The sequence below is a fragment of the Halomonas sp. 113 genome (assembly GCF_904067645.1).
GTDB classification, from domain to species: Bacteria; Pseudomonadota; Gammaproteobacteria; order Pseudomonadales; family Halomonadaceae; genus Vreelandella; species Vreelandella titanicae.
The window spans coordinates 2,712,406-2,738,757 of the sequence record NZ_LR881453.1; the positions used below are offsets into that span (position 1 = coordinate 2,712,406).

Annotated in this window: 21 protein-coding genes, 2 tRNA genes and 1 rRNA gene; 13 read left to right on the forward strand and 11 right to left on the reverse strand. The window is 54.2% G+C overall.

Translation table 11 applies throughout. The features are described 5' to 3' along the window. Positions 1 to 6: 6 nt before the first annotated feature. Positions 7 to 696 carry a TetR family transcriptional regulator C-terminal domain-containing protein gene (locus YERSI8AC_RS12755; RefSeq protein ID WP_022523285.1) on the reverse strand — a complete coding sequence of 230 codons (690 nt, stop codon included), beginning with the start codon at positions 694 to 696 and terminating at the stop codon, positions 7 to 9. Positions 697 to 935: 239 nt separating this feature from the next. On the opposite strand from YERSI8AC_RS12755, the gene xdhA reads away from it, so the two are divergent. The 4 genes from xdhA to guaD are packed head-to-tail and all read left to right on the forward strand — an operon-like array spanning position 936 to position 7,011. Next, positions 936 to 2,405, forward strand: coding sequence for a xanthine dehydrogenase small subunit (xdhA, locus tag YERSI8AC_RS12760; RefSeq protein WP_159176839.1), 1,470 nt, complete (start codon positions 936 to 938; stop codon positions 2,403 to 2,405). Further along, on the forward strand, positions 2,389 to 4,812 hold the full coding sequence (gene xdhB / locus YERSI8AC_RS12765; protein WP_022523283.1) for a xanthine dehydrogenase molybdopterin binding subunit: 2,424 nt from the start codon (positions 2,389 to 2,391) through the stop codon (positions 4,810 to 4,812). Before xdhA ends, xdhB begins: the two co-directional genes overlap by 17 nt. Next, entirely contained in the window at positions 4,809 to 5,693 is an 885-nt protein-coding gene (xdhC, locus tag YERSI8AC_RS12770; protein ID WP_022523282.1) for a xanthine dehydrogenase accessory protein XdhC, read from the forward strand. The genes xdhB and xdhC overlap by 4 nt, the downstream gene beginning before the upstream one ends. Position 5,694: 1 nt before the next feature. Continuing rightward, positions 5,695 to 7,011: a guanine deaminase gene (gene guaD, locus YERSI8AC_RS12775; protein WP_022523281.1), complete on the forward strand. Its 1,317-nt coding sequence runs from the start codon at positions 5,695 to 5,697 to the stop codon at positions 7,009 to 7,011. Between the two features lie 121 nt (positions 7,012 to 7,132). Here guaD and rrf read toward each other — a convergent pair. The 9 genes from rrf to YERSI8AC_RS12820 all read right to left on the reverse strand — a co-directional run bounded on the left by rrf (position 7,133) and on the right by YERSI8AC_RS12820 (position 16,427). Continuing rightward, positions 7,133 to 7,248 (reverse strand): 5S ribosomal RNA (gene rrf / locus YERSI8AC_RS12780). Positions 7,249 to 7,612: 364 nt separating this feature from the next. Next, positions 7,613 to 7,688 (reverse strand) — tRNA-Ala (locus tag YERSI8AC_RS12785). Positions 7,689 to 7,804: 116 nt separating this feature from the next. Next, positions 7,805 to 7,881: transfer RNA gene (locus tag YERSI8AC_RS12790), tRNA-Ile, on the reverse strand. Positions 7,882 to 8,316: 435 nt separating this feature from the next. Then, positions 8,317 to 9,309, reverse strand: coding sequence for an adenosine deaminase (locus tag YERSI8AC_RS12795; RefSeq protein ID WP_027957439.1), 993 nt, complete (start codon positions 9,307 to 9,309; stop codon positions 8,317 to 8,319). Between the two features lie 27 nt (positions 9,310 to 9,336). Continuing rightward, the gene (cydC, locus tag YERSI8AC_RS12800) at positions 9,337 to 11,067 is read right to left on the reverse strand and encodes a thiol reductant ABC exporter subunit CydC (RefSeq protein WP_022523279.1); all 1,731 of its coding nucleotides are present in this window, start codon (positions 11,065 to 11,067) and stop codon (positions 9,337 to 9,339) included. After that, positions 11,064 to 12,737: a thiol reductant ABC exporter subunit CydD gene (gene cydD, locus YERSI8AC_RS12805; RefSeq protein ID WP_159176840.1), complete on the reverse strand. Its 1,674-nt coding sequence runs from the start codon at positions 12,735 to 12,737 to the stop codon at positions 11,064 to 11,066. The genes cydC and cydD overlap by 4 nt, the downstream gene beginning before the upstream one ends. Positions 12,738 to 12,740: 3 nt before the next feature. Further along, positions 12,741 to 13,742: a cytochrome d ubiquinol oxidase subunit II gene (cydB, locus tag YERSI8AC_RS12810; protein WP_009286907.1), complete on the reverse strand. Its 1,002-nt coding sequence runs from the start codon at positions 13,740 to 13,742 to the stop codon at positions 12,741 to 12,743. 2 nt (positions 13,743 to 13,744) lie between these two features. Continuing rightward, positions 13,745 to 15,160 carry a cytochrome ubiquinol oxidase subunit I gene (locus YERSI8AC_RS12815; RefSeq protein WP_159176841.1) on the reverse strand — a complete coding sequence of 472 codons (1,416 nt, stop codon included), beginning with the start codon at positions 15,158 to 15,160 and terminating at the stop codon, positions 13,745 to 13,747. A 289-nt stretch (positions 15,161 to 15,449) separates the two neighbouring features. Then, complete coding sequence (locus tag YERSI8AC_RS12820) at positions 15,450 to 16,427, reverse strand: calcium/sodium antiporter (protein ID WP_138801482.1); 978 nt, start codon at positions 16,425 to 16,427, stop codon at positions 15,450 to 15,452. 345 nt (positions 16,428 to 16,772) lie between these two features. On the opposite strand from YERSI8AC_RS12820, the gene YERSI8AC_RS12825 reads away from it, so the two are divergent. The 9 genes from YERSI8AC_RS12825 to YERSI8AC_RS12865 all read left to right on the forward strand — a co-directional run bounded on the left by YERSI8AC_RS12825 (position 16,773) and on the right by YERSI8AC_RS12865 (position 25,766). Next, a complete protein-coding gene (locus tag YERSI8AC_RS12825) occupies positions 16,773 to 18,146 on the forward strand; it encodes a paraquat-inducible protein A (protein WP_027957441.1) in 1,374 nt (457 codons plus the stop codon). Beyond that, on the forward strand, positions 18,139 to 19,824 hold the full coding sequence (pqiB, locus tag YERSI8AC_RS12830) for an intermembrane transport protein PqiB (protein WP_027957442.1): 1,686 nt from the start codon (positions 18,139 to 18,141) through the stop codon (positions 19,822 to 19,824). Before YERSI8AC_RS12825 ends, pqiB begins: the two co-directional genes overlap by 8 nt. A 10-nt stretch (positions 19,825 to 19,834) precedes the next feature. Then, the gene (locus YERSI8AC_RS12835) at positions 19,835 to 20,419 is read left to right on the forward strand and encodes a PqiC family protein (protein WP_159176842.1); all 585 of its coding nucleotides are present in this window, start codon (positions 19,835 to 19,837) and stop codon (positions 20,417 to 20,419) included. 65 nt (positions 20,420 to 20,484) lie between these two features. After that, positions 20,485 to 20,991, forward strand: coding sequence for a helix-hairpin-helix domain-containing protein (locus YERSI8AC_RS12840; RefSeq protein WP_022523272.1), 507 nt, complete (start codon positions 20,485 to 20,487; stop codon positions 20,989 to 20,991). Positions 20,992 to 21,263: 272 nt separating this feature from the next. Next, positions 21,264 to 22,520 (forward strand): DEAD/DEAH box helicase, encoded by a 1,257-nt coding sequence (locus YERSI8AC_RS12845; protein WP_159176843.1) that lies wholly within the window; start codon positions 21,264 to 21,266, stop codon positions 22,518 to 22,520. A gap of 95 nt (positions 22,521 to 22,615) precedes the next feature. After that, the gene (locus tag YERSI8AC_RS12850; RefSeq protein ID WP_138801483.1) at positions 22,616 to 23,119 is read left to right on the forward strand and encodes a hypothetical protein; all 504 of its coding nucleotides are present in this window, start codon (positions 22,616 to 22,618) and stop codon (positions 23,117 to 23,119) included. 8 nt (positions 23,120 to 23,127) lie between these two features. Beyond that, the gene (locus tag YERSI8AC_RS12855; RefSeq protein ID WP_159176844.1) at positions 23,128 to 24,336 is read left to right on the forward strand and encodes a CynX/NimT family MFS transporter; all 1,209 of its coding nucleotides are present in this window, start codon (positions 23,128 to 23,130) and stop codon (positions 24,334 to 24,336) included. Between the two features lie 25 nt (positions 24,337 to 24,361). Further along, positions 24,362 to 25,438 carry an asparaginase gene (locus tag YERSI8AC_RS12860; protein ID WP_159176845.1) on the forward strand — a complete coding sequence of 359 codons (1,077 nt, stop codon included), beginning with the start codon at positions 24,362 to 24,364 and terminating at the stop codon, positions 25,436 to 25,438. Between the two features lie 88 nt (positions 25,439 to 25,526). After that, complete coding sequence (locus YERSI8AC_RS12865; RefSeq protein WP_022523268.1) at positions 25,527 to 25,766, forward strand: DUF2789 domain-containing protein; 240 nt, start codon at positions 25,527 to 25,529, stop codon at positions 25,764 to 25,766. 37 nt (positions 25,767 to 25,803) lie between these two features. Here YERSI8AC_RS12865 and YERSI8AC_RS12870 read toward each other — a convergent pair whose 3' ends face one another. After that, the gene (locus YERSI8AC_RS12870; RefSeq protein ID WP_022523267.1) at positions 25,804 to 26,220 is read right to left on the reverse strand and encodes an SRPBCC family protein; all 417 of its coding nucleotides are present in this window, start codon (positions 26,218 to 26,220) and stop codon (positions 25,804 to 25,806) included. Between the last annotated feature and the right edge of the window lie 132 nt (positions 26,221 to 26,352).

The following is a 26,352-nucleotide window of genomic DNA, read 5'->3' on the forward strand; positions in this document are numbered from 1 at the left end:
TGAAGGTCACTTTTCCACACTGTGAGCGTCTGCACTGCTTTTAGGTGCAGAATTATTGGGCGCGGGTGAAGTAACGCCGCAGCCTTTTAGAATAACGTGCTCAAGAAAGCTGGAGATGGATTCAAGGTCATCCTCGGTTAACGCATCGCGGCCTAGAATACCGCTGACCTGGGCACTATATTCAGTGTAGTGCTGGGTGGCAGACCAAATCAGGAAAATAAGCCAGCGCGGATCGACAGCATCCATTTTTCCCTGGGCTGACCACTGGCGAATGATCGCGGCACGAGAGGAGACCCAATCGCGTAACTCGCCGCCCAGATAATCACTTAAGAAGGGAGCACCGGCTAAAATTTCCGCCGCAAAAAGTTTTGAGCCTTCGGGATAGCGCTGCCCCAGCACCATTTTAGTGCGAATAAAGTCACTGAGTACCGTCGCGGGATCACTATCAGGAGTAATGTCTTCAAGCACTTCGTTCCAGCGGCGCATCATGCGGTTAAGCAGTCGCACATAAAGCGCTTGCTTACTGCCCATGTAGTACAAAATATTGGCTTTGGGGAGACCGACTCGATCAGCGATCATTTGCAAGCTCGCCCCGCGGTAGCCGTGCTGAGAGAACACCTCCTCAGCGGCCACCAGAATACTTGTTTCTATTCTTTCCCGGCTAGGGCTTTCATGAGTGGCAGAGACGGCGGTCATTAACAGTATTCCCCAATAGCGTGAGTGATTGTTAGCTTGAATGTTTAATTACACATGAATGCTTAGCTGGGTGAAAAGATAGACTGGGCTGCCCCAAAAGTTAGCATTTCACACCAGCTTGCCCCACTCCTGTGCAGTGAGCAAATACTTGCATGGTAGGGCGTTTTGTCCCAAGCTCAACCTATATTGACCGATCGGTCAAAAACATTCCGGTCTATACAATAACAGTGGAGTTCGGCATGGCAACGATGACGTTCCTGCTCAATGGTACCCCTCAGCGGTGTAACGTTTCACCCGACGCCAGTATTTTAACGCTACTGCGCGAGCATTTGGCCCTAACGGGCACCAAAGAGGGCTGCGCTTCCGGTGACTGTGGCGCCTGCACCGTGGCGATTGGCGAGTCAACGGCTGGTAGCCAAAAGTTTACCAGCGCTAACGCCTGTATTACGCCCGCTCACCAGCTACAGGGCAGGCACTTGGTCACCGTTGAAGGGTTATCGGAAAAAGGTCGCCTACACCCAGCCCAGGAAGCGATGATCGAATGCCATGGCAGTCAGTGTGGTTTTTGTACGCCAGGTATCGTCATGTCACTTTTCACCTTGCATAGCGATCTTACTCAACGCCCTACTCCCCTTTTACAAGAACTATCACCTGAACACCTAGAAGCCGCTCTGGGCGGTAATTTGTGCCGCTGCACCGGCTATCGTCCTATCCGCGATGCGGCGCTGCGTATGAATGATACGCCCTATGAGCGCCCTCAGTGGTTCGACGCGACGTTGCCAGCGTCAGAAAGCGACACTCAGACCGCCGATTCGGCAGGAACTGCGCCATTTTTTGCTCAGCCAGCGTCTTTGGAAGAGCTAACGCAATTGCGTCGCGCAACTCCCCAGGCGCGCTTGGTGGCAGGCGGTACTGATCTTTGGTTGGAGATCACTCAGCGCTTGGCGCCGCTTGATCAGTTGATTGACGTTTCCCGGGTTGCCGAGCTATTGACGGTTGAAGAGGCTACCCATGGACATCAAACCGGCTGGTGGATAGGCGCCGGGGTTACCTATACCCAGCTCGAACCGCTATTTGAAAAGCACTTTCCTGCGTTTGCTCACCTGCTGCACCGGCTTGGCTCCCAGCAAATTCGTAATCGGGGAACGCTGGGTGGCAATATCGCCAATGCCTCACCTATTGGTGATACGCCACCCGTGCTACTTGCCTTGGGAGCTCAGGTGGAACTTGCCAGCACAAACGGCAAGCGTTGCTTAGCGCTGGAGGATTTCTTCCTCGATTACAAAAAGACCGCTTTAGCGGCTGATGAAGTCGTTTCGCGGATTTTCATTCCGCAGCCGGTTGAGGACAGTCAATTACGCGTTTGGAAGTTATCCAAGCGTCGCGAAGATGATATCTCTGCGCTACTCGGTGCCTTTAGCTACCGCATTGAACAAGGCACCTTGCACGATGTACGCATCGCTTTTGGGGGAATGGCCGCTATTCCCAAGCGCGCACAAGCTGCCGAAGCTGCGCTGGAAGGGTGCACCATCAGCGTGGAAGCTTTTCGCGCCGCTCAGCAGGCACTTGATGACGACTTCCAGCCCATGAGTGATGTGCGGGGCAGTCAGCATTATCGCCGGCAAGCTGCCAAGAACCTGCTTGAACGTCTCTATCTTTCTCTCTTAGCGCCCGACCACGAGGTGATGCTCCATGCGTACGCTCACTAAACTGGACGGCGATAGCAGCCGTGCTCGCCGTGAACTACACGACCACATCCAAGGCTCAGGGCCCTTGGCACGTCATACGGGGGACAGTAATGACCAGCGACAGGCGGGAAGCGCAAGTTTTCACGAAAGTGCTGAAAAGCACGTCACCGGCAAGGCCGCTTATATTGACGACTTGGTACTCCCCGCAGATGCCCTGCATGTGGCGCTTGGCCTATCGCCCGTCGCCCACGGCACCTTAACGCAGCTTGATCTCAGCAAGGTGAAAGAGGCGCCAGGGGTAGTCGATGTGATTACCTTTCATGAAGTGCCAGGGCATACCGATATCGGGCCGGTCTTTCCGGGCGATCCCATTTTTGTCGATCAAGCGATCAGCTACGCAGGCCAATGCCTCTTCGCCGTTGCCGCAACGTCGCTGCAGGCCGCACGTCGTGCCGTCAAGCTAGCCGCCATTAGCATAGACGAGCAACCTGCCAGTTTAGATCCGGTGGCCGCAACGGAGCGTGAGGAGTTTGTACGCCCGACTCATGTGCAGACCCGTGGTGATTGGCAGCAGGCGCTTGATCAAGCGGAACAGCTGATTGAGGGTGAGCTATTCGTCGGTGGCCAAGAGCACTTCTATCTGGAAGGCCAGGCCTGCGTGGTTCACCCCACCGAGGATGAGGGCGTTGTCGTCCATACCTCCAACCAGCACCCCAGCGAAACCCAGAAGCTGGTGGCGGAGGTGCTCGATATTCCTTTTCATGCCGTGACCGTAGAAGTGCGCCGTATGGGTGGTGGCTTTGGTGGCAAAGAGACTCAGGCCTCCCCCTGGGCGTGTATAGCCGCGATTATTGCCCACCGCACAGGCAAGACGGTGCGACTCCGCTTACCGCGCAGTGAAGATATGCGCGCCACGGGTAAACGCCACCCTTTCCATAACCGCTATCGACTCGCCATTGATGCTGAGGGCGTTATTCAGGGTGGTGAGATTACGGTGATCGGTGACTGCGGCTACTCGCCGGATCTTTCCGACGCTATCGTTGATCGCGCTATGTTCCACGCCGACAACGCCTACTCGCTGGGGGACGCCCAGGTAGTCGGTCATCGAGCAAAAACCCATACCGCCTCTAATACCGCATTCCGGGGCTTCGGTGGCCCCCAAGGGATGATGATTATCGAAGCGGCCATGGATGATATTGCCCGCCAGATTGGCGAAGATCCACTGACCGTACGTAAGCGCAACTTCTACCGCGATGGCCGCGAGGTGACCCATTACGGCCAGCAGGTCGACCAGCGACAACTCCTACATACGCTCGTTGAAACCCTCGAAAGCGACAGCGATTACTGGACACGGCGCAAAGCGGTCAGTGACTTCAACGCCACCAGCCCTATCATTAAAAAAGGACTGGCACTTACCCCGGTTAAATTTGGCATTTCGTTTACCGCCCAGCACCTTAATCAGGCGGGTGCTCTTCTGCATGTTTACACTGACGGCAGCGTGATGATCAATCACGGCGGTACCGAGATGGGCCAAGGGCTACATACTAAAATTTGTCAGGTAGTGGCTCGGGAGCTGGGCCTGGATCTGGAGAAGGTACGCATTACCGCTACGCGAACCGATAAAGTCCCCAATACCTCCCCTACCGCTGCCTCTAGCGGTGCTGACTTAAACGGTATGGCCGCGCGGGATGCCGCCAGTAAACTGCGAGAACGCCTGTTTGATTTTGCCGCCGAGCACTATTCAGAGGGCTTGGATCGCGAAGGGATGCGCCTGGAAGATGGCATGCTAGTGGCCGGGTTCGGCGAAAGCGAGCGCCGCATACCTTGGGGTGAGTTGGTGCAAACAGCCTACCTCAATCGCATATCACTATCTGAAAAAGGCTTCTACGCCACACCGCTTATTCACTATGATCGTTCAGTTGGTCAAGGTCGGCCCTTCTACTACTACGCATTTGGCGCGGCAGTGGCAGAAGTAAGCGTGGATACCTTGAGTGGGGAGTATCAGGTCGATCGTGTCGATATCTTGCACGACGTGGGAGACTCACTAAACCCAGCCATTGATATTGGTCAGGTGGAGGGCGGTTTTATTCAAGGAATGGGCTGGTTGACCAGTGAAGAGCTTAAGTGGAACGACAAAGGCGTGCTTGTCAGCGATGGCCCGGCGACCTATAAAATCCCTACCTTTGGCGACCTACCGCCCGTCTTCAATGTCGCGCTAATGGAAGGCCATCCCAACTCCATGGCCAGTCTCTACCGTTCAAAAGCAGTCGGTGAGCCCCCTTTAATGCTCGGTATCAGTGTGTGGTCAGCGCTACGCGATGCGCTATCGAGCCTTACTGGTTACGCCATCTCTCCTCACTTAGATACACCGGCCACACCAGAGCGGGTCGTGCTGGCAGCCAACGCTATCAGGAAGAAAGTGCTGTGAGTTCTAGTCAAAACCCAGAAAGCTGGCATGCGGCGCTACACCGCTTACAGCGCGACGGCATACCGCATGTATTAGCCACTCAGGTAACCAGCGCAGGCTCCACTCCCCGGGAGCCTGGCGCACGCATGGTGATCACCGACGATGCGATCTTCGATACGCTAGGCGGGGGTACCTTTGAGTGGCAAACCATTACCGCTGCACGTGCCTGTTTGACAGAAAAACGCTATGGCCTCAGTTTGGAAGCCTTCTCTTTGGGCGGACGAAGCGGCCAGTGCTGTGGTGGGTTCGTTAATATCCTATTGGAAGCCTTTCCAGGCACTACAACGCACATAGCGATCTTTGGTGCAGGGCACGTAGGGCAGCAACTGGTAAAGCTAAGTGCGCCGCTTCCCTGGCAATTACACTGGTACGATAGCCGAAGCGATGCGTTTGCCGAGCAGTACCACCAGCATCAGCAGCAGCCGCGACTTAGCTGTTATTCACTCCAAGATGCACAGCAAAGTGTTGCCGCCTTACCTGCTGATAGCCACGCACTGGTATTGACGCACAACCATGACGAAGACTATGCGCTGATCAAAGCGCTGATCGCGCGCGATGACATCGCCTCGATTGGGCTGATTGGTTCTGACAGTAAATGGGCAAGCTTTGAAGGACGCCTTAAGCGCGATGGTTACTCCGCCGATCAAATTGCGCAGGTGCGATGCCCCATCGGCCACATTCACGCCACTAAGCTGAGTAATAAAACGCCCTATGCGATTGCTTTAACGGTGGTGGCTGAACTGCTTTGGCTAACGGACACGCCCTCTTCGCAAGAAAACCGTGGCCTTGCCCCCCAGGCAGTGCGAACGCTAATGACCGATTCTCCGACGACCCCGAGTTGATATGACTTCTTCTACCGATACGTTCATTCGTGCCGAATTGATTAGTTTTGCCCGTGACCCTGGCGATGGCAATACACCTGAACCGGGCAGCTTAGAGCATTACGGCGACGGACTGCTCTGGTTGAAAGGCCAGCATATTCATGCCGTCGGCCATTTCGCCGAACTCTCACCTTTGCTACCCAAAGGGGCTGACGTTCTTGATTATCGTGACAAGCTGATTATGCCGGGGTTTATCGATACCCATGTGCACTATGTGCAGCTGGATATCATGGCTTCTTATGGCCGCCAACTGCTTGACTGGCTAAACGACTACACCTTTCCTGAAGAGTGTCGCTTTGCTAATCATGCCCACGCTGAAGCGCTGTCTAATGCTTTTTTGGATGAGATGCTACGCGCGGGCACTACCACTGCCCAGGTATTCGGTTCTAGCCACCCCGGCTCCGTAGATGCATTTTTCACCGCCTGCCAAAAACGTCAGCTGCGCATGCTGGTGGGCAAGGTATTGATGGATCGTAATGCGCCAGAGGCGCTGATGGACGGTGCATCTGGCATTGCTGACAGCGAGCGACTTATTGAGGATTGGCACGGCAACGGCCGACTGGGCTATAGCGTCACACCGCGCTTTGCGCCGACTTCAACTAAGACGCAAATGGACGCTGCCGGCGCCCTCTTACGTAATGATCCTAGCCTTTGGTTACAGACCCACTTGGCTGAAAACAGTGGCGAGTTAGACTGGGTAGCCGAACTGTTTCCAGGCAGCCGCGACTACCTGGCCGTGTATGAGGAGGCAGGCTTAGTCGGGCCCCGTAGCACCTTCGCTCATGGAATTCATCTCGATAACGGCATGCGCAAACGCTTGGCGGATCGAGGCGCCAATATTGCCTTTTGCCCCAGCTCCAATCTTTTTCTGGGTAGCGGGTTATTCGACCGGGAAGCAGCCAAACAGACGGGCATGGCATATACGTTTGCCAGCGATATCGGCGCAGGCACTGATTTATCGGGATTTGGAACGCTTAAAGCGGCCTATCAAGTGGGTCAACTAGGCGGACAGCCCCTTACCGCATGGCAGGGCTTTTATGGCTTAACCATGGGTAATGCAAAAGCTCTCTCGCTGGATAGCCACATCGGTCAGTTGGCGCCTACCCTTGAGGCTGACTTTGTGGTGATTGACACCCAGGCAACATCGCTACTCTCTCGACGAATCAATCATTGCACCACGCTTGGTGAGCGGCTGTTTGCACTCATGATGCTGGCGGATGATCGCGCTATTTATGAGACCTGGGCCGGTGGCATCTGCCAACACCGCAGGGATTTATAAAACTGCTGGTGATAGGGTGATTGTGAGGTTTTTCTACTCACGATTCACGACTTACCCTTCACCCTGCCACGCAAAAAAAAACCCCCAAGGCATCAGCCCTGGGGGATTTTTCATAATAAGTGCCTGACGATGACCTACTCTCGCATGGGGAGACCCCACACTACCATCGGCGCTAAGCGGTTTCACTTCTGAGTTCGGCAAGGGATCAGGTGGTTCACGCGTGCTATGGTCGTCAGGCGTAACTGTTAATGTACATCATGCTGACGAGCAGGCTTTCTAGCGTTGCTTGCTAATTGTGTGCGTCTCATNGCCTCTGGCTGCCTAGGCATCCACCGTGTGCGCTTCATTGCTTGACCCTATAACCCGAAGGAGTCTGGACTCGCAATGATCACGTTTCATTTTGCCGGATACGCTTGAGACGTATCACAATTTAAGACCACTTCTTACGAAGTGTTCTTGTCAGCATGATATACATTGTTAAAGAGCAGCTGTTCAATGAACAGTGATAAGGCGTTGTGCGATAACTAAAACAACAGCGACTTATCAATGGTCACGAAACATTCACAAACGGTATTGAAGGTTAAACAGGGTAGTAACGTAATGGTGGAGCCAAGCGGGATCGAACCGCTGACCTCCTGCGTGCAAGGCAGGCGCTCTCCCAGCTGAGCTATGGCCCCATCTAGTCACTCTTAGTCACACTCACCTCTGGCCAATTTTATTTAGCGCAAGGCATTTTATGACGACGCATAGCCTACTATGCGAGTTATAAAATAACGCAGCGATAGATAAAATTTGGTGGGTCTGGGCAGACTTGAACTGCCGACCTCACCCTTATCAGGGGTGCGCTCTAACCAACTGAGCTACAGACCCAAGAGGGGATCGTGCTTTTACCGTTTGCTCTATATCTGATCAGGTAATTCATTGTGGACGCTTACTGACTGTGACGCATCGTTTAAGGAGGTGATCCAGCCGCAGGTTCCCCTACGGCTACCTTGTTACGACTTCACCCCAGTCATGAACCACACCGTGGTAAATAGATCCCAAAGGACGAATCCTTTAAAACCCTATTGCTTGAGTCGCTTGCCTTGATATTTGATGATTTGTCACCAACATCAGCAAGCGCCCACATGAATTACCTGATCAAATTGTTAAAGAGCTAGTCGATGAGGCCGTGCCCCGTTGACGTGTGCGTATACTACCCGATTCACCGCCAGGGTCAACAGCGATTTGAATATTTATGAGTAAAAACCTAGCACTGCATCTGATTAAAACAGCGCCTAGTCTGTGTGACTAGGCGCTGTAATGCTATACCCCAGCTAAACGAGCGAGAAGTTCTTCGCGTCGACCTGGGCTAGTAAAGGCTTCCTCAATGGCGTTGCGGGTTATCTGACGAAAAACCGCCTCATCCCAGTCAAACGCATCGGCGCAAGCAATGTGATTGGTCAACATACCGCCACCAAAATAGGCGGGGTCATCCGAACTAATGGTTACTTTGAGCCCTTCAGCCAAAAGCTTGGGCAGCGGATGATCACGCAAATCCTCTACTACCTTTAAGCTGACGTTTGAAAGTGGGCAAACCGTTAGAACAATCTGTTCACTGCGCAAACGCTCAACTAGCACATCACTTTCTAAACAGCGCACCCCGTGATCAATGCGCTGAACATCAAGGATATCCAGGGCTTCTTTAATATAGTCTGCGGGGCCTTCCTCCCCGGCATGGGCCACGCGCACAAGCCCAAGCTGCTTAGCGCGCTTAAACACCTCAACAAATTTTACCGGTGGGTTGTTTTGTTCAGCGCTATCCAGACCGATGGCATCTAGCATTTTCCAATAGGGAGCGGCTTGCTCAAGTACATGCAACGCCTCCTCTGCGGGACGGTCGCGGAGAAAAGCCATAATCATGCCGATAGAGAGGTCGAGGTTATCCTCTGCCTCCTGCTTAGCTTTTAATAGCCCAGCCATTACCACTTCAAGCGGCACACCACGCTGTAGGTGCGCCTGGGGGTCAAAGTGCATGTCGATATGCACAACACCCTCCTCCCGCGCGCGCTTGAAATAATCCATCGCCAGGTCGTAAAAATCTTCCTCGTTACGCAGCACGCTCATGCCCTGAAAATAGAGATTCAGGAACCCCTGCAGATCATTGAAGTGGTAAGCATCTTTGGCTTCTTGAACTGTCGTATAGGGCAGCTCAATCCCATTACGCTGTGCTAGTGCAAACATTAGCTCTGGTTCCAGCGAGCCTTCGATATGCAAATGGAGCTCTACTTTAGGAAGATTGCGTAAAAATTCGTGCATGGAGGGCTCCTGGCTATCTCTTATCAATTAATCAATATCGCTCATTACCGATTCTTTAAGTGCGAACTGGCTAAGTCTACCGGCATCTAAATGCCAGTGGTACTCGACCCCAGGCAATGGGTTCAGTGAACCAACTTGATGGACAAAGAATATAACCGTTCGATTAAGCAGCCATTGATCCAGGGAAGCCGCAAGGTGGTTTGCCGTCACCGCATCAACGCCTGCAAATGGCTCGTCAAGAATCACCACTTGAGGGCTACAAAGCATTAGCCGTGCTAATGCCAAACGCCGACCTTGACCACCCGATAGCTGCTGGCCTTTTTCGCCCACCGACGTGGCTAAGCCTTTCGGCAGTTGCTCAACCCAACCATCCAAGGCAACGGCCTTCAATACCTCCCAGAGGCTTTCATCGCTTGCGGTGGGGTTGGCAATACGCAGGTTCTCAGCAATAGAGGCATCAAACAGATCCACGTGCTGAGTGAGCATAGCAAAGTGATTAGCACGGCTTTCGACCGAGAGCTGCCACACTGGCACGCCACCCACCATCGCCTCACCCTGAGTTGCTTGTAAGCGTCCCATCAATACACTGGCTAAAGACGATTTTCCGGCACCAGAATTGCCGGTAATCACCGCTCGCTTTCCAGCGGGTAGTTGAAAATTAATACACCTTAGCGCGGGCTCTAATGTTTGCGCATAGCGCAGAGAGAGCTGATTAACCTGAACGCTGAAATCAACATCTTCAGGTAGCGTAACAACAGGGGCAGCCGACGATGAATCGCTGGTTAGCGCATTTAACCGACGCACCGCTGCATAGCTAGCGCCCAGCTTGATAAAGCTAGCAGGTAGTGCGATAAACGCCTCATTCACCCCCAGCACTATCAATGCAACCATCACCAAAACAGGGCCCGTGACCAGTTGCTGGCTAAATACCAGGCTAGCGAACCACATAACTGCCACTACCATTAATCCGCTTATGACACTCACCAGGCAGTTTATTAGCGCCGCTTTACGCCCCAAGCGGCGCTGATTGCCGAACGCTTGCTGCTCTTGAGTCGCGATCATCGTCCGGTGCCACTGGGTCGTTTGATAGCTCATCAACTCAGCCGAGGCCTGTACTTGGTCGACCACTAGGCGGCGCAGCGACTGCTGGTCAACCACCTGCTGATAGCTTTGCGAAAATCCCCAGGCAGCCGCTAACAAGGTCGCTACCAGCCAGAGCAAGCCCAGCGTCACCACCATCAGCACGGCAATGCTGGGTAACCAAATAGCCACAAAAAGCGACACAGCCAATACACCAAGCAGCGCCACCAATGGTGGCACCAAGAGTCGCAGATAAAAATTATCCAGGGTGTCGATATCAGCCGTTAAACGGCTCAGCCAGTCGCTGGCACGCTCACCCTGCAAGCGAGCGTCGTCGAAGCGTGTTAAATGGCCGAATACCCGATAACGCAAGTCGGCAAGCAGCGTTAACACCGTATTATGGTTATACAGACGCTCAACATAGCGCGCGATAGTGCGCGCCAAGGCGAAGAAACGAATGCCACCACCGGGAACATAAACATCGAGCCGCGCAGGAATACCCAGCGCTAAAGCGATACCGGTCAAAGCACTAGCGGTAATAAACCAACCCGACAACCCCAGCAGCGCAAGCCCGGCCATCAGGGTGACCCAAACCAGCAAGGCGCCCACCAAAAAGCGCCTGCGGCGGCGCACTAAGAGCAGCAGCCAAGGGCGGAAGTCACGGTAAATAGCCATCATGAGGCCACCTCTACCAGTTCACCCTGTTCAAAAGCCAGATGGCGTTGAGCGGCGGCGATCACGGCCGGATGGTGGGTCGCTATGACCAGGGTGCGCCCCTCTTGGGCAAGCTCAAGCAAAGCAGCCATCACGAACTGCTCTGTCTCTTGATCTAAACTCGCCGTCGGCTCATCTAAGAGCACCAACGGCGCATTGCTAAGATACACTCGCGCGAGGGCAAGGCGTTGAGCTTGGCCACCCGATAACCCTACCCCACGCTCGCCGATTAACGTATCCAGACCCTCGGGTAGCTGAATTAACAGAGGCCCAAAACCAGCGCGATGGAGTGCGGCAAGCATTTCTCCACGGGAAGCTTCGGGCGCCGCCAACCGTAGGTTATCGATCAAACTGCCGTGCAAGAGACAGGGCTGCTGATCCAGCCAGGCATAGCGGCTACTTTCTTGTCGAAGGTACTTGCCAGCGCTTGGGGCGATAAAGCCCGCGAGCAGCGCTAACAGCGTTGACTTGCCGCTACCGGAGACACCGCTAAGCACCACTACCTCACCCTGCTGAATGGTGAGATCGATAGGGCCTATCACTTGCCCACGGCTAGGATAAGCAACGCAAGCAGCCTTTAACTCAATGGCCGACCTATCTGACCGCGGAGCCATATAGTGATGCCCACTCACCAAACTTGGCTGATTGAGGATATTCACCACGCTCTCGGCGGCACCGAGTGCCGCCGCGCGATCATGGTAATGCTGAGAAAGCGTGCGCAGCGGTTGGAAAAATTCAGGCGCGAGCAGTAACACCGCTAAGCCCGAAAAAAGCGTCAACGATGCTGCCGGCCCGTACTCGATGTAGCCCAGCAGGCCGAAACCGACATACATAGCCACAACCGCAATCGCGACCGAGGAAAAAAACTCCAGCACTGCCGATGAGAGAAAAGCCAACCGAAGGGTACGCATGCTAAGACGTCGATAACCATCCGTGGCATACCAAACATCCTGCTGTGCGGCTGACGTACGGCCAAAAAGCTGCAGTGTGGTCATACCGCGCACACGGTCAATAAAATGCGCTGACAATCGCGATACCGCAACGAACTGGTCGCGATTAAGGCGCTCAGCTCCCATGCCAACCAATGCCATAAAAAGTGGAATAAGCGGTGCAGAAAGCAGCAGGAACAGCGCCACCAGATAATCCAGCCAACCCGCCACCGCCAGAATCAATAGCGGCAAACAGAACGTAATGCGCAGTTGAGGGTAAAAACGCGCGAAATAACCTTCCAGCGCATCTATATGCTCAACCGCCTGATTTGCCAGCGAGCCGCTATGCTGATTGGTAAGCCACACCGGGCCCAAGGCAGACAGTTTATCCAACAGCTGAGCTCTGGCACGCTGTCGAATTCGCAGGCTTGCCTCCAGGCTTAATGTTTCATGCCCCCACTGAAAGGCAGCGCGTAACAGCACACTGCCCACCAGAAGGGAAAATATCGGTAATAGAGAAATGGGTGACCGATGATGCACCACTAGCTGATCAATAAGCCACGCAAGCCCAACCACCACGACTATCGTTTGACTACCTGCCAACACGCCACAAAGCGCTGAACCAAGCAGGCGTTTACGCTCTCCCTTAGCCAACGCTTGCAGCCAACTGCGCGGCGTAAGAGAAAGCGTGTCTTCAGTTACCATGAATCAGTGGTATCCCTCGCCTACACGTACCTTGCCGCGGAACACCCAATAGGTCCAGGCGGTATAGGTCAATATAATCGGGATAACGAATACCATACCTACCAGCAGGAACAGCTGTGACTCCGGCGAAGAAGCCGCATCCCACAGCGTATAATCCGGCGGCACGATCACCGGCCATTTACTGACGATCAGGCCTAAATAGGTGAAGACATAAATGCCGATAGTGGCCAGGAAAGGCACCCCTTCACGCCGTTTTTGCACCGAACGGAAAACCACAAAAGCGCAAGCCAAGGCAGCAAATGGGAAAACCCAAATCAGTTGAATATTGCCGAACCAGCGCTCCCAGACCAAAGGATTCACAAACGGCGTCCAGAGGCTAATCACCGCAAAAACAAACAGCACCAGTGCCAGCAGCAGTGGAGTGATTTTATAGGCCCAATCCTGCACATGCCCCTCTGATTTCAGTATTAGCCAAGTTGCTCCTAACAGCGCGTAGCCTGCCATCAAGCCAAGCCCCGTTAGTACCGAGAAAGGCGTTAGCCAGTCAAAGGCACCGCCCACATAGGCAAAATCTTCAACCGGAAAGCCCTGGATATAGGCTCCTACCACGGCACCTTGCGCAAAGGCGGCAACCGCCGACCCCCAGCAAAAAGCGCGGTTCCACCAGCGGCGGTTACGGCGAGATTTAAAGCGAAATTCAAAGGCCACGCCACGGAAGATCAAGCCTGCTAACATTAAGAAAACGCCGATGTAAAGCGCAGGCAAGAACACCGAGTAGACCAGTGGGAAAGCGCCTAATAGCCCAGCCCCGCCGAGCACTAGCCATGTTTCATTGCCGTCCCAAATTGGCGCCACCGAATTCATCATCACATCCCGAGCATCTTCATCGGGAGCAAAGGGGTAGAGAATACCCAACCCCAAATCAAACCCATCCATAAGTACATACATCATGATGCCGAAACCGATGATGAAGGCCCAAACTAACGTTAGATCAAACATTTCCATGTCTAGCTCCTCACCGGGTCAACGTCATCATCAAAAGGTGTATGCGCCGCCGACATAGGCCGCATGGGGCGCTTGAAGTTCTCGTCGGTGGTTTCGCGCTCCTCTTCCGGCAGCATGCCGTTACGCACCACACGGGTGAGGTAATAAATGCCCGCGTAAAACACCACGCCGTAGACCAAGGCATAGCCAATCAGCGTAAACAGCGCCATAGGGCCGGTGAGCGACGGGGTTAAGCCCTCGGCATGGGTCATCATGCCGTACACCAACCAAGGAGAACGGCCTGACTCTGTGACGATCCAGCCCGCCAAAACAGCCACAAACGGCATGGGAATCATTGCCGTCAGGCCTTTTAAGAATAGACGTTTGTCATAGATACGCCCTTTGCGGCGCAACACCAGCCCCGTCAGCGCCACCGCAATCATTAGCAGACCAATCCCTACCATAACTCGGAAGCCCCAGAAGACGATCAGCACTGGCGGCTGCTCTTCAGGCGCCGCTTCATTAATCCCCGGCACCTCCCCATCAACAGAGTGAGTCAAGATAATGCTGGCCAAGTTCGGAATAGCCAGCTCAAAGTGATTGGTTTGTGCTTCCTGGTCAGGAATGGCAAACAGCAGCAGCGGCACATTGCCAGAGGTTTCCCAGTGCCCTTCCATGGCAGCCACTTTAGTCGGCTGGTGCTCCAGGGTGTTTATGCCATGAAAATCGCCGATGACGGCCTGAGTCGGTGCCAAAAAAAGCAGCAGCCAGAGGCACATAGAGAGAGCTCGGCGATTCGCTTCCGGGTCTCGATCGCGCAACAGAAACCAAGCACTCACCCCAGCGACAACGAAGCCACCGGTCAAGAATGAGGCAACGGCCATATGCATAAAGCGGTAAGGAAACGACGGATTAAAGATCGCCTCGCTCCAGGAGGTCACGTGGAAGCGGAAGTTAACTAACTCTACGCCCGCAGGGGTATGCAACCAGCTGTTAGCGGATAGAATCCAGAAAGAAGAAATAAAGGTGCCCACCGCCACCATAATGGCAGCAAATAAATGAACCCCTTGAGGCACCTTACCGCGGCCGAATAGCAGGACGCCCAGGAAGGCTGCCTCTAAGAAGAACGCGGTGACAACTTCATAGCTGAGCATGGGGCCGAGGAAATTCGAAGAGGCCTGGGAAAAGTTGCTCCAGTTAGTGCCAAACTGGAACGACATAACGATGCCCGACACCACCCCCATCCCAAAGACAACGGCAAACACCTTTGTCCAGAATAGCGAGAGGCGATCCCATGCAGGGTTCTTCGTTGTGAAGAACAGACCATGGAGCAGCGCAATATAGGACGCTAGACCAATCGTAAATACTGGGAAGATAGCGTGAAACGACACGACGAATGCAAATTGCAGTCGCGATAACACCAGCGGATCAAGTTCCATTTCACTCTCCTAAGACCTGAATCGGTATCCCATGGATGGGTTAACACAAGCTTAGTTGAGCCTTCATGGCACGACACTTTTAGTTATAAGCACTAAGCTTATTTCTTTACGCTAGTTTTTCACACTACTTTGCTTGCGTTACTTTTCCTGCGTTACTTTGCTTCACACAGCTTAGCTTCCCGTCACTAGCGCCCTCTTGGACAGCCATTGTATTATAGTCGCCGGGTGTCCAATATGAGTCGCATTGACGCATCAATTACCCTTGCGGTGCGGTATGGCAAAGTAGGCGCTATCGCGACATGATAACGACGCTGACCATATAGCTGGTGTACGCGACAAACAGCGCCAGCAGAATCCCCCCTTCCAAGCGATTAATGCGCCGCGGGCGACCACGCCAAGAAAACGCAAACAGGATCATCAGCAGCGTCATACCGGTCATCACGCTCCAGTCGCGCACGAGCACCTCTCGCCCCGCCTCAATCGGCGCAATGACACCGGCGAGGCCGACCACCGCCAAGCTATTAAACAGGTTAGACCCAACCACGTTGCCCAGCACCATATCGTGCTCTTTTCGACGCAGGGCAGTAATCGAGGAAGCAAGCTCAGGGAGCGACGTCCCGATGGCGACTACGGTCAAACCAATAATCAAATCGCTCACACCAAAGCGCAGTGCAATTTCAACGGCTCCCCACACCAGAAGCCGCGAACTAGCGATAAGCAGCACCAACCCCACCAGCGTCCACATGATGGCTTTACCGCGGGACATCGGCTTGCTATCCAGGGTTTCAGCGACCTCAGACACCAGCGCATCGTCGGATTGATTGCGAGAACGCAGAATGCTCACAACGATAAAGACAACCAATGCCAGCAACAGGCCAACGGCCTCCCAACGCGCGACGAATCCATCCAGCAGCATTAGGCCCGTTGCTAACATGACCAGCATCAATATCGGCATCTCTTTACGGATAACGCTAGAGTGCACCGACAGTGGTGCAACAAGGGCTACCAAGCCGAGAATTAAACCGATATTGGCAATATTCGAGCCGTAGGCATTCCCCACAGCCAAACCTGGATTTCCGTCCATCGCCGCCAGCACGGACACCATCATTTCCGGCGCCGAAGTACCAAATCCAATCACCAGCATACCGATCAATAGGGGTGACAAACCAAGCCAACGAGAGGTTGCCGCCGCACCGTCGATAAATTTCTCGGCGCTCCAAACCAGTAAGATCAATCCAACTACAACTGCTAATGTGGGAAGCAACATTTCATTTCCTTCATGACATAATGATCGGTACTGTTTTATAGGTTGTGCTTCTGAGCAACACTTCATTGCAACGGCAGTAAGATGCTATTACTAGCAATGCCTGCCACTATATGGCGACACTAGCACGTAAACCTGACGCGGAAGTACGCGGCCAATCAGGTCGAATCTAACTGTTCGCCATTGCGCCGCAGCATCGTTGTCTAAACTAACCCATTGGTCAAGCGGCCAGACTATGTTTTTAAACATTATTTCAGTGACATAGACTTGCTAAAATGCGTGTTTGACATGCTTAATCCGCCACATCCTAGTAGTTTTGCTAGGGGTTCGCACTGAGAGTTTTGGTTTTTGCGCCCACAAAAATTGATTAAGCGCCGTCCACTGCCCGTCAACGCCCCCCTTGTTGACAGCTTGCCGCCTGAGGTTAGAACTCAGCGACGGCGTTTGCGTGCCTGCCACGAATGCGACTGGGTATCCGCGCTACCGCCGTTAAATTCTGGCGAGAAAGCAAGCTGCCCACGCTGCTCACACGTGTTGGTTAAGCGCCATCGCTACCCCGCTCAGCGCAGTATGGCCCTGGCCATCGCCTCGCTTGTCGCACTAATGCTGGCAGTGTCGTTTCCGTTTATTAGCTTTACGGTCAGCGGAGTAAGCAACCGCATCGAGCTGACCCAGACCGCCACCACACTGATTGGCTTTCACCAACCCGTGGTGGCTATCGCCGTTATTATGACCATAGTGGTGCTGCCAGCCGTGTATTTGCTTGGCGTTCTTTGGCTTCAATTTGGACTACTTCGCGATCGCCCCCTGCCGTTTAGTCGCGATATTGCACGCTCACTGGCGCATTTAACGCCGTGGATGATGGCCGATGTCTTTATTATTGGCGCCTTGGTGAGCCTGATAAAAATAGCGGGCCTGGCCGATGTGGAAATAGGCATCTCCTTCTGGGCGTTTTGTGCATTTGCGCTGCTGTTGCTGATGACAAGCCAGTCCCTGGATGCCGATTGGATGTGGTTCTCGCTTGAGGGAGAACCACTGGCTCCCGAAGGTACCCGGACAGGCCTACCCGCTGGTGAACAAGGGCTGACCGGCTGCCCAACCTGCGGACTGATTAACCGCCTATCGCCCCAGGGCCGTGGGCATTGCATTCGCTGCCATGAAAAGCTTCATCAGCGTCTTCCTAACAGCTTGCAACGCACCTGGGCACTGCTGGGCGCCTCTGCCATTATGTATATTCCAGCCAATATCTACCCCATTATGACTACTACTAGCCTAGGCAACTCCTCGCCTTCGACGATTATTGGTGGCGTTGTTCAACTGATCCAGATGGGCTCCTGGCCGATCGCAGCGGTTATCTTTATCGCCAGTGTTATCGTACCTGTAGGTAAACTCGTTGCGCTAACTTGGCTTTGTTTGGTGGTTAAGCGTAGCAGTGCGCTCAATGCTCAAAGTCGCACGCGGCTGTATCGTCTAACAGAATTTATTGGTCGCTGGTCAATGGTCGATGTCTTCGTGGTGGCTATCTTAGTGGCACTGATTCGCGCTGGCTCCCTGATGTCAATTACGCCAGGCCCTGCGTCGCTCGCCTTCGGCGCCGTGGTTGTGTTAACCATGCTTGCAGCAATGACCTTTGACCCGCGCTTAATTTGGGATACCCCTCTTCCACATCGTCACCCTCTTCTTCGCCGTAAAGCGGCCACCAAGGAACCTGTTGATGGCTAACGAAACAGAATCGTCAAACACTGACCCAATTAACGATCAGGAGCTAAATAAGGCCAAAACATCGCGCCAGACCAGGTTATCGCCCATTTGGGTGGTACCGATCGTCGCGATTGCTATTGGGTTATGGTTGGTTTACGACAATTACGCTAGTCGTGGAACCCAGGTAACGCTGACCATGGAGAGTGCTGAAGGTATTGAGGCGGGCAATACGCTGATTCGCAGCCGTAATGTTGAAGTAGGCCGCGTACAAAGCGTGCGCCTGTCTGACGACCTTTCCCATGCAGTGCTGACCGCTCGTATTCAGCCGGAAGTGGAGGATCTTCTGCGCGAAGATACCCGCTTTTGGGTGGTTAAACCGCGCATTGGCCGTGAAGGCATTAGTGGGTTGGGTACCGTGCTCTCTGGCGCTTATATACAGCTTGAGCCAGGCACAGAGGAAGCACCACGGCGAGAATTCCCCGTTAGCGATATCCCCCCTGTTGCACCCGCTGGCCAGGCGGGACTGCGTCTTAGCTTGACGAGCCAGTTAGGTAACTCACTACGCGTCGGTGACCCGGTCTCCTATCAGGGCTACACCGTGGGGCGCATCGAAGAAAATAGTTTCGAGCCAGAGTCACGCACCATGCAGCACCAGCTATTTATTGAGGAGCCATATACAGACTTAGTCACCGACAGCACTCGCTTCTGGACCTCTAGCGGTGTCGATTTCCGCTTAGACGCCGACGGCGTTCGGGTTAACGTTGAGTCATTGGAAGCGCTGCTGGGTGGCGGCGTTACTTTCGGCGTGCCCGAAGATCTGCCCATGGGTCAGCCGGTTGAAGCCAACACACGGTTCACTCTCTACGCTGATGAGGATGCCGCTCGGGAAGGAACCTTTAATCGTTATTTGGAGTATGTACTGCTGGTCGATGAAACGGTACGCGGTCTCTCCAAAGGCGCACCGGTAGAGTTTCGCGGGGTACGCATGGGCACCGTTGCCGCCGTACCCTGGAACTTTACCGCTCCGCAGCCCGACTCACGGGCACGCTTTGCCATCCCCGTACTGATCAGAGTCGAACCTCAGCGCCTAGGGATCGAAAATAGCGATATTAACCTGGAAGAGTGGAAGGCGAGATTCCAACGCATGTTCGGCCTCGGACTACGCGCCTCGCTAAAAAGTGGCAGCCTGTTAACGGGCGCTCTGTTTGTAGACTTGAACTTCCACCGCGACCTTGCCGATGAGTATGTCGCCGAGCGCTTCTCAGACCGAGATGTCTTCCCCACCGTAGCAGGCGGCTTTGCTCAGATACAGGCCCAGGTAACCGATCTACTTGAGAAACTAAACGCCCTTGAGGTTGAACCGCTGTTAACCGGTTTGGATAGTAACCTTCAAGCTTCTGAGAGCATGCTGAATGAGGTTCGCGACGTGAGCGCCTCTCTTAATCAATTGCTCAATGATCCTGAAACCCAGGCTGTGGGCGGCAACCTCAACGCAACCCTGGAGGAATTGCGCAGCACGCTACAGGGGCTATCGCCGTCATCGCCGGCCTATCAAGAGCTGACAACCGCCATTGAGCGACTGGATCGCTTGATGCGTGACCTGCAGCCTTTGACTCGCACGCTAAACGACAATCCCAGAGCACTGTTGTTTGATAATCTGGATGCTCAAGACCCCATACCGCGTGCGCCACGTGATTAAGGAGCGAACGATGTTTACATGGATGAGATATTCACTGCTGCTGATCTGCTTGTTGCTATCCGCCTGCGCCAGCAGTGTCACGCCCCCCGCTCGCTATATGCTGCCAAGCAACCCATTGGCTAGCACACCCCGCCAGCCCGAGGGTACGCTTATAGTGAGCGCACCACGGCTAGCCCACTACCTGGATGTCGACGGCATTGTGATGCAGCTAGACGACATTACACTGAATGCCGCTCGGGAACACCAGTGGGCAGAAGGCTTAGGCAGGCAATTAGAGCGGAGAGTGCGCGCCAATCTATCCAAAGCGTTGCCAACACTTAGGGTTATGCGTGGTGAAGGTGATCAATCCAACGCCCTCACCCTGCGCCTGAACGTAGATCAATTCCAGGGCCGCTTTGATGGTATCGCCGTGGCTAGCGGCCAATGGCAATTGCTAAACGATGCCGGCGAGCTGTTAGAGATGGAAACTTTCTATGCCGAAACGCCTCTTGCAGAAGATGGCTATCCCGCCCTGGTGCGTGCATTAAGTGATAGCTGGGATCAAGCTGCCGAACTTATCGCCACTAAAATACGTCAGGGCGATTATTTTGATTAATCAGTGCTTTTCTAAACTGAGTTTGCTGCACTACGCTTAATGCTAACCCTCTCAGGGATGTCAATATGCCAGCTGAACCAAGCCAGACCACGGGTCTGCCCGCTGAACAACTACGCGATGCCATTAACGCCCTAATGCATACCGTAACGGCACTGCTTGAGGGCGAACCGACTCAAGGAGTCCTCGAAACGGCTTTAAATAGCCACGATGCTCTGCGCGATCAGTTAGCAGCCCAGGCTCACGATGCCACAACGCTAGCCGCGCTTCAGCGCATTGAGCAGTTTATTACTATTCAAGCTGGGCACTATTATCAAATGGCTAGCGTCGATTTTGATGAACAGCAAAACAGTCGTTTTCTCACCCTCTTTGCGCGACAACTACTGGGGCTCGACGGCATAGGACCAGCCACGGCCCGCCAACTGTTTCAACTTGGTGTTTTCACCCCTGAGCACTTTTTTACATTAGCCCCCAAGGAAGTGGCCCAGCTTGATTTGCCTGCGGCTACTTTAGCGCGGTTAATCCCACTGCATGCCCAGGCCCCATCGCTGGAACGATTCAGCGAAACAAGCTGAGGCCCTATAACCGTGTTACACTACTCGGCTTATTACTGACACGTAGTTTTCTGGTGTGTCCGTGCACACCAGGATGATAGTGCTGCTTGGCGCTATAACCTTCACGTCTCCTGTCACGGTCATCCACGGCTACCCAACGACCATCGCGGCACACTGAATTATCTGGCACACTTCGCTGCCGCGAAGGTGAATCAACCTCGCTTTTTGAACATTACATCTAGTGATAACAGCCACTTACCGGTATTAACTCACTAGGTGACTGCGGAGAACGCATGAGCTTTTCTGAACTTGGCCTGCACGCCGATTTATTACGCGCTGTTACAGCGCAAGGTTACACCGAGCCTACCCCGATACAACGACAGGCTATCCCCGTCGTACTAGGAGGTCGTGACATGCTGGCCAGCGCCCAAACCGGCACGGGTAAAACCGCTGGTTTTACGCTGCCAATGCTGCAACGTCTAAATACCGGCAAACGACCTACAAAGCGTCAGGTACGTGCACTGGTGCTAACCCCTACCCGTGAGCTTGCCGCTCAAGTAGGCGAAAGCGTGTCGACCTACGGTCAACATCTGGCACTGCGCTCCCACATTATTTTTGGTGGCGTTGGCCAGCAGCCTCAAATCGATGCCCTAAAAGCCGGTTTGGATGTACTTGTAGCTACCCCTGGCCGCCTGCTGGATCTTCACCAGCAGGGGCATGTGGATCTCTCCTGCGTTGAGATTTTAGTGCTTGATGAAGCTGACCGTATGCTGGATATGGGCTTCATTCACGACATTAAGCGCCTGCTGCGCCTGGTGCCTAAAAAGCGCCAAAACCTGCTGTTCTCGGCGACATTCTCTAACGAGATCCAAACCCTGGCACAACAGTTGCTGGATAACCCGGCGATGATTGAGGTAGCGCCACGGAATGCCACAGCCGACAAAATTGAGCAGGCCATTTACCGTGTCGACCGCGAGAAGAAGCGCGAACTGCTGGCTCACTTAATTCAACAGAACGGCTGGTTCCAGGTTCTGGTATTTACGCGCACCAAACATGGCGCTAACCGCCTTGCAGAGCAGCTCTCCAAGCAGGACATCCCTTCCATGGCGATCCATGGCAATAAAAGCCAGGGAGCTCGCACTCGCGCGCTAACGGCATTTAAGAGCGGCGACCTGCAGGTACTCGTGGCCACCGATATCGCTGCTCGCGGCCTGGATATCAATGAGTTGCCCCACGTCGTCAATTTTGACCTACCCAACGTGGCGGAAGATTATGTCCACCGCATTGGCCGCACAGGCCGTGCGGGCAGCAATGGCGAAGCCGTTTCGTTGGTGTGTGTCGATGAAGATGCCCTGCTGGGCAATATTGAGCGGCTAATCAAGCAGAAGCTAACAAAGCACATTGAACCTGGCTTTGAGCCCGACCCCAGTATCAAACCTGAGCCCATCGAGAATGGTCGACGCAACCAACGTCAGCCTCGCGCCAAACGCAAGCCCGAAGGCCAGAGTGCCAATACCGGCGGCGAGCGTAAACGCCGCGCGCGGCGCTAGCTCAGAGCGCAGGAATATGCGAAGGTGTCGCCTTTGCATATTCCAAGCCGCTGTTTCCAGCAGCTATTTTAGCCAATACTTTTCACGGAGTGATTATGGCGTCTTCTCAACTGATGGCCGAGTATCGCCAATGGCTGACGTTCCAACGTCAAGAGCAACTCAGCCGCGAACATCAAGGGATCGTGCAGCGTTTAGAGGACGCCCGTGCGTCAGCTAATCAGGTGCTTCAAGCCTACCGCAGTATGGCTGAAAAGGCCTCGACCGAAGGGGCCTGCTACCGCACGATTTTCTTGCGTCAACGGGATGACAACCACGCCCTCCCCTGCGAAGGCTGGCTTTTTGTACGCCGAGTACTGAGCGAAGGCAATAGCACCCGCGTACGTGTCACCCTGCTTGAAACTTTTACCCTTGAAGATGGCATCATGGCGCCGGGCGATAAACCTGCTCGCAAGCTTACATTAGAAATATTTGACCAGTTGAATATGGATAAAGGCATGCGCACAAACGTCAGGGTCGACTGTCTGGACACTCCCCAGGATTACCACTTTATTACGCTACTCGATGCCGTTCGCGGAGACTTGCGTCCCCACCTTAAGTAAGTACTCGTATGGCAACGCGTCGCTCGATTACGTTTATTTTGCTGATGGTCGTGGTGGGGCTTAATTTACGCCCCGCCATGTCTTCGGTTGCCCCACTGCTTACTCGCCTGCAAGAAAGCGCGGGGCTTTCCGCTACCGCTGCGGGGTTACTCACCACGCTACCCGTGCTGTTTTTAGGCCTCTCCGCCCCGCTTGCCCCTGCCCTGGCTAGACGTATAGGCAGTGAACGGGCGCTAAGTTCGGCATTGGCACTACTGGCTGCGGGGTTGGTTTTACGTGGTTTACCTTTCCCCGGTGGGCTCTTTATTGGCTCGGCGATGGCAGGCTGTGCGATCGGCATTGGCGGCACCCTGCTACCGGCCCTGGTTAAGCGTGAACTTCCCGATAGTGCCGACCTGCTTACCGGTTTATACACCATGGCGCTCTGCTTAGGTGGCGCCTTAGGGGCTGGGTTTAGCGTCCCATTAACGCAACTGCTCGGCAGTTGGCAGGCGAGTTTGATGAGCTGGTCACTGCTGGCGCTGTTCGCACTGGTGCTTTGGCACTTCCAAATGCCCCGAACCACAATGACCAACACGCCGACAGCGCCCAAAAGCGGTATTTTACGGCTTCTTAAGCAACCGCTTACCTGGCACGTCATGCTGTTCATGGGCATTCAATCGTCCATGGCGTACATCGTATTTGGCTGGCTGCCTACTCTGCTGGTTGATCGCGGTTATAACGAGGCCGATGCGGGCTGGACAATGGCGGTGTCGATTATGTGCCAGCTAGCCTCCGCGCTTGGCGCGCCCTGGCTTGCACGAATGGGGCGTGACCAGCGTCCCGCGCTATTGGCTGTGCTGCTTAGCACCGCCATTGGCCTATGGATGCTACTTATTGCGCCATTAGTGTGGCAATGGCCAGGCGCCGCTTTACTGGGTATCGGTCAAGGTGGCAGCTTTAGCCTGGCACTGAGCCTACTCGTCTTACGCACGGCCAACTCCCGCCTTGCCGGTCAGCTTTCTGGGCTGGTTCAGGGCGGTGGTTATACACTGGCAGCACTTGGGCCTTTTGGTGTGGGAGTTATGCTGCAAACAGGCGCCAACACATCACAAATCGCTTGGTTATTGATTATTCTGATCACGGTTTGTTGTGGCTTTGCGCTACTGGCGGGCCGTAATCAGCGTCTAGATGACCAAAGCGGCGAACTTTTGAAACAGCGCGTAAGACCCACTTAGCAGGTTTCGCACAAAGCCCCAGGAGATGGCGATGATCCCTCACTCCCCTCTTGCCAGCAGCGTTCCCGCCCAAGAGCGAATATTAGTCATTTACACCGGCGGCACCATCGGTATGCAACAGCATGCTGAAGGGCTTGCGCCTAGCGGTGACTTTGCCACTCGCATGGCAAAGGCCCTGAGCCAGCTACCGCTTGCCCAACAGCAATCCCTTCCACCTTATAAGGTCGTCAGCTACACCACGTTGATTGACTCAAGTGCGGCCACTCCTCTCACTTGGCAACAGCTCGCCCACGACATTAACGACCAGCTAACGGCCTTCGCCGGTTTCGTGATTATTCATGGCACTGACACACTCAGTTGGACCGCTGCCAGCCTTGCCTATCAACTCCAGGGGCTAGATCGGCCAGTAGTCGTCACGGGCTCGATGTTGCCACTAGAATCGCCCGACAGCGATGCCTTGCACAATTTGCACGGCGCGCTGCAGTTCGCTGACAAGCCTGAGCTCCAAGAAGTGGCGATTTACTTTGCAGGGCAATTGCTGCGGGGTGCCCGCGCCATTAAGCAGCACAGCGAAGCAGCCAACGCCTTCGCAAGCCCTAACTACCCACTGCTCGGCGAGCGGGTAGGCGACGATTTCGTTTATTACCCCAGCCGTGGGCTTGGCCTGCAGCAGCGTGGCGCGCCACGTTTCGAGCTCCCCGACTACCGCCTGGTCAATCAGGGAGAGATCGTGCGCATCGCTCTTTGGCCGGGCGTAGCAGCCTGGCAGTTGGATGCTTGGTTGAGTGATTCACGGGTAAAAGGGGCGTTACTTCAGCTCTGGGGCGCGGGCAACCTCCCCGACAATCCCCACTTGCTTAACGTACTTGCCAGAGCCACCGGCGAAGGCAAACTGCTTGCCGCCATTAGCCAGTGCCCGCAGGGCAGTGTCCACCTGGGTGCTTATGCGGCAGGTCACGGCCTGAGCGATGCAGGCGTTGTGGCAGGCGATGATATGACGCCGGAGGCGGCGTTCACCAAGCTAGCCCATTTACTGGCCCAGCCACTCGCGTTAGAAGATCAACGACAGCGCTTTTTAACACCACTGGTTGGCGAACGTTGATCAAACAAAGGCTTTTGTGTGCTGGCGCAGACTGAGAATCAAGCTATGTTATAGGGAGCATTCTAACCGTTTGAAGGAGCAATAGATTATGGAAAAGCCGGTACACCATTTCAGCGAACTATTCGAGCAGTTGGGATTGGCATCTGATGCAGCTTCAATCGAGCGCTTTATCCAGCGCAACGCCCCACTTCCGGAAACGATGCCATTGTCTGAAGCTCCCTGCTGGAACGAGGGCCAGGCAGAATTTCTGAAAGAAGCCGTAGATGAAGATGCCGACTGGGCAGAGGTCGTTGACCACCTTGACGCCTCAATGCATAAACCACAATAAGTCGGTGGCCTGATCACCAATGCGCTGCTAAGCGGCGCTACTGATTTAAACGTGCCTCAACGCGCTCAAGAATTTGTCGGCTGACTTTGCCGACTAGTGGCTTGGCCGCTTTGTTGACGGCTTTCTCCATTAAGCGGTTGCGAATTTCATAGCTCAACGTTAATGCCACTTCGGTACCTTCTGGCACCTCGCGAAGGCGATAACGTCCCTGGTTCTTCACACCATCCAAGGACTCCCAGGCAAGCACATAAGGCGGCTGAACCTCGGTAACCATGACATCAAACGCCCAGTCCATGCCCACGGCACGTACGTGCCAGCGGTAACGGTTTTCGCCCAGCGTTTCTATTGAGCGAATCAGATCCGAGTAATCGGCAAAATCCTCGACACGACGCAATAGTTCAAACACTCGTTCGGGCGGAGCGTTAATGATTTCACTATGTTCAATAGTTGCCATTGGTTCGCCTCTAACGACATGGATGGATAGCGTAGCATGTTGATATTCATGCTGCCCCGCCTACGCACTTTTTTTACTTCAATCAGGTACATGGTCAGCACTAGAACTGGTCAGACTAACGTCTATTGCGTA

Excerpts from the sequence above, each read along its gene's own strand:
- xdhB (WP_022523283.1), top strand. The coding sequence starts at position 2,389 with ATGCGTACGCTCACTAAACTGGACGGCGATAGCAGCCGTGCTCGCCGT.
- guaD (WP_022523281.1), top strand. The coding sequence starts at position 5,695 with ATGACTTCTTCTACCGATACGTTCATTCGTGCCGAATTGATTAGTTTT.
- YERSI8AC_RS12850 (WP_138801483.1), top strand. The coding sequence starts at position 22,616 with ATGGCGTCTTCTCAACTGATGGCCGAGTATCGCCAATGGCTGACGTTC.
- YERSI8AC_RS12865 (WP_022523268.1), top strand. The coding sequence starts at position 25,527 with ATGGAAAAGCCGGTACACCATTTCAGCGAACTATTCGAGCAGTTGGGA.
- YERSI8AC_RS12860 (WP_159176845.1), top strand. The coding sequence starts at position 24,362 with ATGGCGATGATCCCTCACTCCCCTCTTGCCAGCAGCGTTCCCGCCCAA.
- YERSI8AC_RS12820 (WP_138801482.1), bottom strand. The coding sequence starts at position 16,427 with ATGTTGCTTCCCACATTAGCAGTTGTAGTTGGATTGATCTTACTGGTT.
- YERSI8AC_RS12755 (WP_022523285.1), bottom strand. The coding sequence starts at position 696 with ATGACCGCCGTCTCTGCCACTCATGAAAGCCCTAGCCGGGAAAGAATA.
- YERSI8AC_RS12870 (WP_022523267.1), bottom strand. The coding sequence starts at position 26,220 with ATGGCAACTATTGAACATAGTGAAATCATTAACGCTCCGCCCGAACGA.
- YERSI8AC_RS12845 (WP_159176843.1), top strand. The coding sequence starts at position 21,264 with ATGAGCTTTTCTGAACTTGGCCTGCACGCCGATTTATTACGCGCTGTT.
- YERSI8AC_RS12815 (WP_159176841.1), bottom strand. The coding sequence starts at position 15,160 with ATGGAACTTGATCCGCTGGTGTTATCGCGACTGCAATTTGCATTCGTC.
- YERSI8AC_RS12855 (WP_159176844.1), top strand. The coding sequence starts at position 23,128 with ATGGCAACGCGTCGCTCGATTACGTTTATTTTGCTGATGGTCGTGGTG.
- pqiB (WP_027957442.1), top strand. The coding sequence starts at position 18,139 with ATGGCTAACGAAACAGAATCGTCAAACACTGACCCAATTAACGATCAG.
- cydD (WP_159176840.1), bottom strand. The coding sequence starts at position 12,737 with ATGGTAACTGAAGACACGCTTTCTCTTACGCCGCGCAGTTGGCTGCAA.
- cydB (WP_009286907.1), bottom strand. The coding sequence starts at position 13,742 with ATGGAAATGTTTGATCTAACGTTAGTTTGGGCCTTCATCATCGGTTTC.
- YERSI8AC_RS12840 (WP_022523272.1), top strand. The coding sequence starts at position 20,485 with ATGCCAGCTGAACCAAGCCAGACCACGGGTCTGCCCGCTGAACAACTA.
- YERSI8AC_RS12835 (WP_159176842.1), top strand. The coding sequence starts at position 19,835 with ATGTTTACATGGATGAGATATTCACTGCTGCTGATCTGCTTGTTGCTA.
- cydC (WP_022523279.1), bottom strand. The coding sequence starts at position 11,067 with ATGATGGCTATTTACCGTGACTTCCGCCCTTGGCTGCTGCTCTTAGTG.
- YERSI8AC_RS12795 (WP_027957439.1), bottom strand. The coding sequence starts at position 9,309 with ATGCACGAATTTTTACGCAATCTTCCTAAAGTAGAGCTCCATTTGCAT.
- xdhA (WP_159176839.1), top strand. The coding sequence starts at position 936 with ATGGCAACGATGACGTTCCTGCTCAATGGTACCCCTCAGCGGTGTAAC.